The sequence below is a fragment of the Rhodopila globiformis genome (assembly GCF_002937115.1).
GTDB lineage: Bacteria > Pseudomonadota > Alphaproteobacteria > Acetobacterales > Acetobacteraceae > Rhodopila > Rhodopila globiformis.
In genome coordinates, this window is sequence record NZ_NHRY01000102.1 from 1 (window position 1) to 10301 (window position 10301).

A 10301-nucleotide genomic window follows, 5' to 3' on the forward strand; every position below is an offset into this window, starting at 1 on the left:
GGCGATGAACTGATCCAAGGGGGCCTCCCGCAATCGTGGTGCTCACCCTCAGCCAAAGAGTCGATCATGCCCGCGTCGGGCAAGTCCAAATCGCGTGTCAAGGACTTTCGAAGTGCGAATCCCCTGGGATCGATGGTATAGCCGGTTGCGCTGGGGGCGTCGTGCCTGTATAGCGTGCGCCGCGTGGTCGGCCGGCGTAGCTCAGGGGTAGAGCAACTGATTCGTAATCAGTAGGCCGTAGGTTCAATTCCTACCGCCGGCACCATTCAGATCGCTCCGCCCGTTGGCCGCGATGCGATTGGCGGCCGGGATCGCCGATTTCCCGTCACGGGACCTCCGCCGGACTCCTGCCCCAAGGCAAGTCAATCACGTTTTCCGGGACCGGGCAGGTGCGCGTGTGTCGTGGTCAAGAGCCCGGACCAGCCTCGCGCCATCGCGGCGGCGCACGAGGTCACCCGCGGCGACAGCGCCTGCCCCCCGGCGCCAGTCCCCGTGGCGGAACGGGCAAGCCAGGTCCTGCCGAACCGCCGAGGATGATGCTGCTGTTGGTCAGCGGGCAGGGCGAGGAAAGTTGCACGCCCATCCCGCCGTCAGCGCCAATACCGGAGACGCTGCCGAGGGACGCGGCGCCATCAATGCGACCTTGATTGACGACAATGGCGTCGATGACGCTGGCCGGAACCACAAGGGCGGTCGCACCCGCACCTGCGGAAGGGGGCGTGATCGTCAGGGGACTGGAATACCAAGCAATACCGAGCGTGACGGATGTGGTGACGGTGTTTGATATGGTTGCGTCATCCAAAGCAACGGAATACGCGCGGTGGAAGTCATCGCGCCACGACCCTGCGTCATTGTCGTGCTCTGAAGCGACGTCATGAACCGCGAGGCCACGCCTCCACACTCCGGCGCCGATCGGCATGGACATCGCCGGTTGGGTATGACTTGTCGTATCAATCAGGGGATTGCCGGCGGTCGAAGATGCATTTTTCATTTCTTATGTTTCGTACCGATGTTTCAGTTATGGATCCGGCCCTCATTGTCTTGAATGCCAGGCCGCGCGTTGCAACAGGAACAGCCTGCCCGCGTTCGAGCCGCGTGGCGGCCCAATGCCTTCTCTGCGTGCTCTGCGCTCCGCTCTGCGCGCTCTGCGTTGAAGCGCGGTGGTAATACCAACCCGCCTAAAGAATCACCCATCCCGACTGCGAAGATGTAGCCAATATCAGAGGCTTACTGTGCGATGGATGGAGCCATTTTTCGGCGGGTTGGTATAAGGCGCCACCGGCGTTCAGAGTTGGACGAGTCACCGGCAACGCCGTTCTTTGTTGCGGTACCGCATTTTTGCAACGCAGAGATCGCAGAGCGGAGCGCAGAGCACGCAGAGAAGGCATTGGGCTGGCCTGCGGCCGCGATAGCTGTGCGTTGATCACCGCACCTTGTTCATCATGGCCAATAAAATAGGGGCCGGATCTGTAAATGATTGATCCGTCAGGCAAGCGGGTCGCCCTGACAAAACGTCATCGATATAATTGAACGCTTCGCGTTTGGTGTTGACATAAACCGCTGTCGCGGCGCAGGCGCCGTGCAGGCGTCCACCCCGGCACGGGCCACCGCTCCGCCCCGCTGCCGCTTCCTGGGTGTTTGAACAGCCACTTCCGCAACGTTTGATTGAATCGATGCGAGCCTCCCGACTTTCATGGTAGGTCGGCTGTGGTATTATGCCAACGAAACTATGGCTCCGCGGCAACCAGCAACAACCGACCGGGAGGCGCCCGTCTTGAAGAGCCTGACTGCCCGCCTGCTGCGTGCCGCCGGGTCCGCCCTGCTTGCGGCGGCCAGGCGGCTGCAAGCGGATGCCACCGGGCCACCGCCGGGCCTCGCGCACGGCTGGGCCGAGCCAGGCAATCCGGCCACGGCGCCGGATCCTGCGACCGCCAAGGCCCGGGAACACGCCATGCGGATCGCTCTGGAGAGCACCGGCGACAGCGTCCTGGTGCTGTCCGCCGACGAACGGATCGTCTACCTGAACCGTCGCGCCCGGGCGCAGATCGCGGACGGCCGGAACCTCATCGGCGTCCCGTTCTGGACGACCTTCCCGGATATTGTCGGCGGCGCCTTCTGGACCGCGCTGCAACGCTGCAAGGCCGATCGGCAGCCGAACAGCGCCGAGGGCTTCTATGCGCCGCTCGGACGCCACTTCGAGGGACGGTTGTTCCCCGCCGAGGACGGCAGCGTCACCGTCTTCTTCCGCGACGTCACCGAGCAGCGCCGCTCGGAGCGGACGCTGGCCGAAAGCGAATCCCGCTTCCGCGCCGCGGTGCAGGCGCTCAACGGCATCCTGTGGACCAACAGCGCCGCCGGCGCGATGGACGGCGAGCAGCCCGGCTGGGCGGCGCTGACCGGGCAGATCCGCGACGAGTACCAGGGCTTCGGCTGGGCGCAGGCCGTCCATCCCGAGGATCGCCAGCCGACGATCGACGCCTGGAACGCGGCCGTGGCGGCGCGCCGGCCGTTCGTCTTCGAGCATCGGGTCCGGCGGCACGACGGCGTCTGGCGGCACTTCACCATTCGCGCCGTTCCCGTGCTGCAGCCCGACGGCGCCATCCATGAATGGGTCGGCGTGCACACCGACGTCACCGAACAGCGCGAGGCGGAAGCGGCCCTGGCGCGCAGCGAGCAACGGCTGCGGCTGGCGACCGAAAGTGCCGGCATCGGCACCTGGGAGCTGGAGCTGGCCACCGGCCGGGCGGTGCGGTCGCCGGGCCATGCGGCCATCTTCGGCGACGACCTGCCGGACGACGCCTGGAGCAACGCCACGTTCCTGAGCCACGTGCTGCCGGAGGACCGGGCGCGGCTGGACCAGATCCGCCGCGACGCGCTGAAGACCTTCTCCGGCTGGCAGTTCGAATGCCGGATCCGCCGCGCGCGCGACGGCGCCGTCCGCTGGATCGAAGCGCGGGGCGCGCCGGTCCGCGACGCCGACGGCACCGTCGCCCGCTACGTCGGCATCGTCATCGACGTGACCGGGCGGAAGGAGATCCAGGCGGCGCAGGCGCGCTCGGCGGAAATCCTCGAGCAGCGGGTCGCCGAGCGCACCCGCGAACTGGCCAGGCAGATCGCCGAGCGCGAAAAGGCCGAGGCCGCGCTGATGCAGGCGCAACGGCTGGAAGCTGTCGGCCAGCTCACCGGTGGCGTGGCGCATGACTTCAACAACCTGCTGACCGCGGTCATCGGCAACCTGGACCTGCTGGCGCGCCGCCTGCCGGACGACCGCCTGCGCCGCTATGTGGATGTCGCCATGGCCGCCGCGCGGCGTGGCGGCGAGCTGACGCAGCAGTTGCTGGCGTTCGCGCGCAAGCAGAACGTCCGGCCCCGGCCGGTTGACGTGAACGCGGTTGCGGTGGCGATGCGCAGCCTGCTGGGCCGCAGCCTCGGCGGCCTCGTGACGATCGAAACCGACTTGGCGGCAGGCGCGTGGCCGGCCCTGAGCGATCCGGCCCAGCTCGAGGCGATCCTGCTCAACCTGGCGATCAACGCCCGCGACGCCATGCCCACCGGTGGACGTCTGCGCATCGCCACGCGCAACGTGGACGCTGGCAGTCCCGGCCTGCCGCCCGGACTCGACCCCGGCGACTATGTCGTCGTCGCCGTGCAGGACACCGGCAGCGGCATGCCGCCGGAGGTCGCGGCCAAGGCGTTCGAACCGTTCTTCACCACCAAGGAAATTGGCGCGGGCAGCGGCCTCGGCCTGTCGCAGGTCCTGGGCATCGCCTCGCAGTTCGGCGGGACCGCCCGGCTGGACAGCCGCGTCGGCGAGGGCACCACCGTCGAGGTGTTCCTGCCGCGCAGCGCCGCCGCCGCCCGGTCGCCGGGCCTGGACGCCGTCCCCGCGGCGGCCACGGACGCGCCGGCGGCGCCGGGTGCGGCCATCCTCGTCGTCGACGACGAGGACGCGGTGCGCGAGGTCAACGCCGCCATGCTCCAGGACGACGGCTACGTCGTCCGCCAGGCCGGCAGCCGGGCGGCCGCGCTGGTGGCGATCCAGGACGGCCGCTTCGACCTTGCCCTGGTCGACTACGCGATGCCGGACATGCGCGGAACCGAATTCGTGCGCCAGGCGCGCCGGCGGCAACCCGGCCTGCGCGTGGTATATGTCACCGGCAACGCCGAACCGCTGGTCGCGGACATGGGTGATCGGCGCGACCCGGTGCTGGCCAAGCCCTATTCGCCTGCCGTGCTGCTTGCCGCCGTGCGGGACGCGCTGGCCGATCGGCATGCCGGCGAGGGGGCGGAGTGAGCGTCCGGCCGTCGCCATGTCCGGGACAGGCCGCGTGGGCGTGACCCGGGCGGTCGGCAGTACGGCTGTCACCACCGTTTTGTTGCATGAAAATAACAATATTGCCGATTTTCACCCCTCGCGGTGCCCACCGGCGGGCCGGACAACGACTGTCGAATGAAACAAAAATGGCACGGTGATCGTGCCGGATGTGCATGCCGTGGCCGCCCGGTCATTTTCCGGTTGGCCCGGGCCCCGGTTTCGTGCAGTTTTTCCGGTCCGCCCCGGGCGAAAAGGGCCGATGCGGGAGAGGTCCCTCATTATGTCGTTACGCTTCGTGGTTACCATGGCCGCCACGCTTGCCATGGCGGCCGTCACGTCGTTACGGTCTACAAACGCCGCGGATTGGATGCTGCCTCCGGCAGCCGGCTTCGCGCCGCAGGTCACCGGCCTCGCGCCGCAGCCCGTGGCCGATGCCCCGGCGATGCGCGTCGCGGCCGCGGACAATGCGCCCCCGGGGGCCGTCTCCGCACCGGATTCGTTCTTTGGCGACTCGTTCCTTGGCCAGTGGTTCGACCGCGTCGACCAGGCCCGCGCCAGCCAGCCGCAGTGGGCGGCGCCGCTGATGACGACGCCGGCGCTGCTGGTCCAGCAGTTCCGCTACGACTTCTGGGACCAGCACGTGGGCAACGGCGCCCAGGTGCTCAACTTCGGCGCGGTCAAGGGGCTGGAGCTGATTCCCACCACCAACGAGATTTTCGTCACCGTCCCCAGCTACCAGCAGCGCGACAACGTCAAGCCCGCTTCGGGGTTCACCGACTGACAGTTCCTGCTGGTCAAGCAGCGGCTGCTGAGCGCCAACGAGCAGGACGGCAACTACATTCTGACGGCTTTCCTGGCGATGCAGGCGCCGATCGGCATTCCGCAGTTCAGCAATGATGCCTACGTGACCACGCCGACGCTGGCGGGCGGCAAGGGCTTCGGCGACTTCGACGTGCAGGCGACGACCAGCCTGGCGATCCCGACCGACCACCGCGGCACGCTCGGCACCGCGTGGTCGATTAATGTTGCGTTCCAGTATCATCTTCTGAAACTGGTCTGGCCCGAGATGGAGGTGAACTGGACCCGACTTCTACAGTTCGGTTACGCAACTCGTTGAAATTGCACAGAAAAGCCAGATTTTCAGGCTCTTGTGGCGCCAAAACCGCCGCTGACAGAAAAAGTCCGAGTTATATCAATGCCTTGCTGTGGGCCGACTCTCAGGAAATCCGCTCTTTTGCACCACAAGCGGCCTTAGATCACGATTTATCCCATGTTTTCAGTGAGTTGCATAACCGAACTGTAGAAGTTGGGCTGGACGCACTGGATCGACGGCACGCAGCGCGGCGGCAAGGACCAGACGTTCCTGACCTTCGGCGCCGTGATCGGGACGCTGCACCTGACCGATCGCCTTGGCTTCGCCATCGGCGCCGGCTACCAGTTCGCCGTTTCGCCGCCCCTGCAATTCAAGCCGGCGATCACGCCCGTCTACCAGCACAACTGGATCGTGTCGTTGCGCATGCCGTTCTGACCGCGCGGCCGCACACCGGCGGGTATTGGGACAGGACCAGGTCCAGGACAACGCAGACATGTATTTTTTGTAATACGGACCGCGCGGAGGAAGGCATAATCCATTTGCCGCATCGCCTTGCCTTCGCTTTTTCGCATGAACGAGAACAAGATCATGAAACTGTTAACGTCTTTAGCGGCCGCGCTGGCTTTTTCCAGCATCGCGGCGGCAGCGGCGGCGCCTGTCAGCGACTTCGGGCCCGACGGCCGGGTCGGCCGGTACCTGTTCGGCCAGGCATTGTTCGGCGCCGTCGCCACGGCCTGCGCCGCCGTGCCGGCCGGAACGGCGACGCGCCCCGATGGCATGACCCTGCAATGGCATGGCGAGGCGGACGCCCACCGCCTGGCGAACTGGGCAACCGGTTACCAGGTCCTGGCGCAGGAGAGCATTGCGGCCTTGCCGGTCCTCGCCCAGGAAGCCACGGCCTTCTCCGACCGGTTCGGCAGCGTCGAGGCGCTCCGGCAGAAGCTGCTGGTCAGCATGTTTGCCGATCCCGACAAGGTGGGCCATCTTGCCTTGTGCGCGGTCTATTACGATACGCTCAGCACGCACGTGATCCTGCCACCCCCGGCCAGGGGCGGCTCGTAGTCCACCGCCGGACCATCCCCCATACGCGCTGACACAGCGGGGCACGCTCTCCCATAGTCATGGTCCGGCGTGTCCGCATCGGCGCCAATAGAGCACGTCGCCTCTCCGTCATGGCCGGGCGTATCCCTATGGGATGCACAGATTTCGGAAACGGTCCGCTGCCGTCGTGGCTCTTACTGTCACGGCCGGTGCTGGTTTCACCGGCGGCAATCAAGCGGACAGGGAGTTCCACGGAGTTGCACGGAGGAAGTGGATATTGCGCTTCGCGCGAAGCGCATGAAATCCTCGGACGCCGCCACAGGGGCGACCATGGTGCGGACGCCCCGGACGACTCCGTGAAACCCCGTGGAACTCCCTGACCGCTTGATTACCGCTTGATTGCGGTGGCAAACCCAATCTCGCCCCATCCCGGTGGGCAGGATGCCCCACACCGGCTGTGCGAGCCACACCACGGCAACGCGCCCCTGCCTACCCCCGGCCGGCCGCTTGCCAGCCAAACGGGTCTCCCCGACCAAGCGGCACCGTTCCCGGGCATTGGGCGAGCGCCTGGCATTGCTGTTGTTCCCGGGATGTGTGCATGCGGGTAGGGCATGTCCTGGCCATCCGCGCATGAACGGCGCGGGGTGGATGGCCGGGACACGCTCTACGGGATGCACAGATCTCTGAAACGATTAGACGATATCCTTTGTTATCAATAGGTTAGGAGAGATTTTTGTATATACAGAAACTTTTGACCAACCCACTGATAACAAAATACTTTTTTAGATAACCGAAGGTCGTTTCAGAGATGTGTGTGCGCGATAGGGACGCGCCCGGCCATGACGGTGAGGGAGAAGCCCTTGCTCCACCAGTCGCCCTATCCTGATGCGTATGGGGACACGCCCTCTCATGACGACAGGGTGACGACCTCGCCCTGTTCCCCTTTGACTTGGCGCCGATGGGGCCGTCCCGTAGCGCCGCGCCGGGCCGGACGGCGCCGTCAGAACGTGAACATCATCTGCGGCCCGTCCCGGTCGCCGGCCGTCTCGAAGCCCGACATGGCGACGCCCAGCAGGCGAACGGGCTTGCGCAGCGGCAGCACGCCCGCCAGCAAGCCCGCGGCAACCGCTTCCAGTTCGGATCGCGAGGCGACCGGGTGGGGCAGGGTCCGGCTCCGGGTGATCTGCTCGAAGTCGGCGTAGCGGACCTTCAGGGTCACGGTGCGGCCGGCCATGCCGGCGCGCTGGCGCCAGGTCCAGACGTCGTCGGCCAGCGCCGTCACGGCGGCCTCGACGTCGTCCCAGGCGTCCAGGTCGCGCTGGAACGTCCTTTCCGAGCCCGCGGATTTCCGCGGCCGATCGGCCAGGACCGGGCGTTCGTCGATACCCCGGGCGATCCGGTGGAAGTGCGCGCCCGCCTTGCCGAAATGCTGCGTCAGGAACGCCTCGGTGCAACGCCGCAGGTCACCGCCGGTGTGGATGCCAAGCGCCTTCATCCGCGCCTCGGTGGCCGGTCCGACGCCATGGAACCGGCCCACCGGCAGGGGCTCGACGAAATCCGGCCCCATCGCCGGCGGGATGGTGAACTGGCCGTCGGGCTTGCGGTGGTCGGAGGCCAGCTTGGCCAGGAACTTGTTGTAGGAGATGCCGGCCGAGGCGGTCAGGCCGGTGGTGCGGAAAATCGCGGCGCGGATGTCGCGCGCGACCTGCGTGGCGAACGGCGCGCCGGGCTGCGCCGACGTGACGTCCAGATAGGCCTCGTCGAGCGACAGCGGCTCCACAAGGGGCGTGTAGGCGGCGAAGATGGCGCGGATCTGCGCTGATATTGCGCGATAGACCTCGAACCGCGGCGGCACGAACACCAGGCCGGGGCAGAGGCGCGCCGCGGTGACCGAGGCCATGGCGGAGCGCACGCCGAACCGGCGCGCCTCGTAGCTGGCCGCGGCCACCACGCCGCGCTGGCGGGAGCCGCCCACGGCCAGGGGGATGCCGCGCAGGCGCGGATCGTCCCGCTGCTCGACGGACGCGTAGAAGGCGTCCATGTCGACGTGGATGATCTTGCGGCCGGCGGAGTCCATGGGCGGCAGGATGACACGTCGCCGCAACAACCGCCACAGGATCGTCGGGTTTCCCGCTCGCGGTTGTTATGGCATCCCAATGGACCGACTCCGGGGCGGCCGGACGGGGAACCGGCATCGCCGCGGCAGGCCGGGCGGGAGAGCCGGCGGGTGCCTCCGGCCTGGCCATTGGGCCGGCCAGGCCGCTCACTCTCGACAGGTTGAAGCCTCCCGGGGCCTTGTTCCGGCCTGGATATGAACCACGGCCGGGCGACCGATGCATGATGACCCGCCGAGGCCGTCGTGACCCGGCGGCCCTTCCGGTCGGCATCGCTGGGCGAGGTGGTATCGTGCGCATCAACCCGACAGCCCTTGCAGGCACCCTGGTCATGGCGGCCGTCCTGGCGGTCGCCGGATGCGACAAGGAGCGGCACGGCCCCGCGCCGCAGGCGGCCGTTGCCCCGGACCAACTGGCCGGCGTCCGCAGGGCGTCGGAGGCCAGCATCCGCGGTTCGGCCCGCAATCCGGACTCGGTGCGGTTCCGTGGCATCCAGGTCTGGCCGCAGGCCATCCGCAACCAGTTCGCGGTGTGCGGCCAGGCCAGCGTCTTCGGCCCCGCCAGCGCCACCTATGTGCTGTTCGTCGCCGTCGTCACGCGCGACGATGGCGCCGAGGACCCGGACCGCAGGCTCCTGGTCGAGGCCCGCGTGGGCAGTACGGTCACCGAGGCGACGCGGGTCTACGTCGACACACTCGCGCGCTGCTTCGAGGGGGGCGGCCCGCAGCCCCTGCGGCCCGAGCGGGCGGTGCCGGTGCCGCCGGTGCCGGACGACATGAGGGCGGTCCTCGCCGCGCAGCCGGTGCCGGCGGCTTTGCCTGCGCCCGCCGCATCGGCGCCGGCCGCGCGGGCGCCAGCCGTGGCGGCGCAGGCTGTCGCGACGAGGCAGCCGGCGGTCGCATCGGCTGCCTCGGTCTATACGATCGTCATGCGCCATGGCGGCAACATCCACCGGTCGCCGCAGGGCGCAATCATACGCGTCGAGCCGCGCGGCAAGGAACTGCGGGTGTTCGGCGAGGCGCCGGGCGGATGGCTTTTGATCGGCGAAACCGAGGCCAGTGGCTGGGTGCACAGGAGCATGGTCGAGCGCCGCTGAGATGCACCACGGGGTGGGATTCGTCCTGTCCCGCGGCCGAATGAGGCTTACGCACATCATGCGAATGTATCTTTCAGAGCCTGTTTTACTCGAACTGTAGTTTCCAGGGAACGGCCTTCGCTTTTCGTATCGATACGCTGACGCGGCTCACCCGAATGTCTGGCGCAATTCCAGAAAGTATGGGTTGTCGCTGAGGCACTGGAGCGCTTCGTCGAGCGGCATAACGTCGGCGCCGAAGTCGCCGAGCGCGCCCCAGCCGCCGCGGTGCGAGGGGTAGAGCAGCACGACCTCGTCGCCATTGCCGGTCAGCCGTAGCCGCGCCAGCGGTTCGCCGGAGCGGCGGGCGAACAGGCTGTAGCCGTTGGCGCGGAAGCGCACCAGCACGCGCCCGCCGCGGGCGAACGGGCAGCCGCGGATGCGTTTGAGAATCGTGGGATCGGCGGCCATGACGAACCTTCCCCCGGTGTCGCGTTGAGGCTCAACGAGCGTCATCGCGAAAGGTTCAGCCGATGTCCCATCCCCCCATCCCTCCCGTCCTGGCCAGCATCATTGCGCGCATCACCGCCGCCGTGCCGGCGCGGGCGCGCGTCACCTTCCTCGACCTGCTGCTGGGCGCGGCCGTCACCAAGGGGGGCCACGTCA

At 67.6% G+C, this 10301-nt stretch carries 9 protein-coding genes and 1 tRNA gene; 7 read left to right on the top strand and 3 right to left on the bottom strand.

Annotated features, from left to right (window positions below):
* Positions 1-190: 190 nt before the first annotated feature.
* Positions 191-265 (top strand) — tRNA-Thr (locus tag CCS01_RS10440).
* 186 nt (positions 266-451) lie between these two features.
* Here CCS01_RS10440 and CCS01_RS32690 read toward each other — a convergent pair.
* Complete coding sequence (locus CCS01_RS32690) at positions 452-991, bottom strand: hypothetical protein (protein WP_146101667.1); 540 nt, start codon at positions 989-991, stop codon at positions 452-454.
* A 783-nt stretch (positions 992-1774) separates the two neighbouring features.
* Here CCS01_RS32690 and CCS01_RS10445 point away from each other — a divergent pair.
* The 5 genes from CCS01_RS10445 to CCS01_RS10465 all read left to right on the top strand — a co-directional run bounded on the left by CCS01_RS10445 (position 1775) and on the right by CCS01_RS10465 (position 6470).
* Positions 1775-4294 (top strand): PAS domain-containing sensor histidine kinase, encoded by a 2520-nt coding sequence (locus CCS01_RS10445; RefSeq protein ID WP_158258334.1) that lies wholly within the window; start codon positions 1775-1777, stop codon positions 4292-4294.
* Positions 4295-4619: 325 nt separating this feature from the next.
* Positions 4620-5096: a hypothetical protein gene (locus CCS01_RS10450; protein ID WP_146101668.1), complete on the top strand. Its 477-nt coding sequence runs from the start codon at positions 4620-4622 to the stop codon at positions 5094-5096.
* 78 nt (positions 5097-5174) lie between these two features.
* Positions 5175-5432 carry a hypothetical protein gene (locus tag CCS01_RS10455; protein WP_104518769.1) on the top strand — a complete coding sequence of 86 codons (258 nt, stop codon included), beginning with the start codon at positions 5175-5177 and terminating at the stop codon, positions 5430-5432.
* A gap of 189 nt (positions 5433-5621) precedes the next feature.
* Positions 5622-5843: a hypothetical protein gene (locus CCS01_RS10460; protein ID WP_104518770.1), complete on the top strand. Its 222-nt coding sequence runs from the start codon at positions 5622-5624 to the stop codon at positions 5841-5843.
* A 153-nt stretch (positions 5844-5996) separates the two neighbouring features.
* Positions 5997-6470, top strand: a complete 474-nt coding sequence (locus CCS01_RS10465) for a hypothetical protein (RefSeq protein WP_146101669.1) — start codon at positions 5997-5999, stop codon at positions 6468-6470.
* A gap of 979 nt (positions 6471-7449) precedes the next feature.
* On the opposite strand, the gene dinB is transcribed toward CCS01_RS10465, so the two are convergent.
* Positions 7450-8526, bottom strand: a complete 1077-nt coding sequence (gene dinB, locus CCS01_RS10470; RefSeq protein ID WP_104518772.1) for a DNA polymerase IV — start codon at positions 8524-8526, stop codon at positions 7450-7452.
* 329 nt (positions 8527-8855) lie between these two features.
* On the opposite strand from dinB, the gene CCS01_RS10475 reads away from it, so the two are divergent.
* Positions 8856-9659, top strand: coding sequence for an SH3 domain-containing protein (locus CCS01_RS10475; protein WP_146101670.1), 804 nt, complete (start codon positions 8856-8858; stop codon positions 9657-9659).
* Positions 9660-9806: 147 nt separating this feature from the next.
* On the opposite strand, the gene CCS01_RS10480 is transcribed toward CCS01_RS10475, so the two are convergent.
* Positions 9807-10106 carry a hypothetical protein gene (locus tag CCS01_RS10480; RefSeq protein WP_104518774.1) on the bottom strand — a complete coding sequence of 100 codons (300 nt, stop codon included), beginning with the start codon at positions 10104-10106 and terminating at the stop codon, positions 9807-9809.
* Positions 10107-10301 lie beyond the last annotated feature (195 nt).

What these genes read in the sequence shown, in the direction of transcription:
- CCS01_RS32690 (WP_146101667.1), bottom strand. Translation starts at nt 991, where the DNA reads ATGAAAAATGCATCTTCGACCGCCGGCAATCCCCTGATTGATACGACA.
- CCS01_RS10450 (WP_146101668.1), top strand. Translation starts at nt 4,620, where the DNA reads ATGGCCGCCACGCTTGCCATGGCGGCCGTCACGTCGTTACGGTCTACA.
- CCS01_RS10455 (WP_104518769.1), top strand. Translation starts at nt 5,175, where the DNA reads ATGCAGGCGCCGATCGGCATTCCGCAGTTCAGCAATGATGCCTACGTG.
- CCS01_RS10465 (WP_146101669.1), top strand. Translation starts at nt 5,997, where the DNA reads ATGAAACTGTTAACGTCTTTAGCGGCCGCGCTGGCTTTTTCCAGCATC.
- dinB (WP_104518772.1), bottom strand. Translation starts at nt 8,526, where the DNA reads ATGGACTCCGCCGGCCGCAAGATCATCCACGTCGACATGGACGCCTTC.
- CCS01_RS10480 (WP_104518774.1), bottom strand. Translation starts at nt 10,106, where the DNA reads ATGGCCGCCGATCCCACGATTCTCAAACGCATCCGCGGCTGCCCGTTC.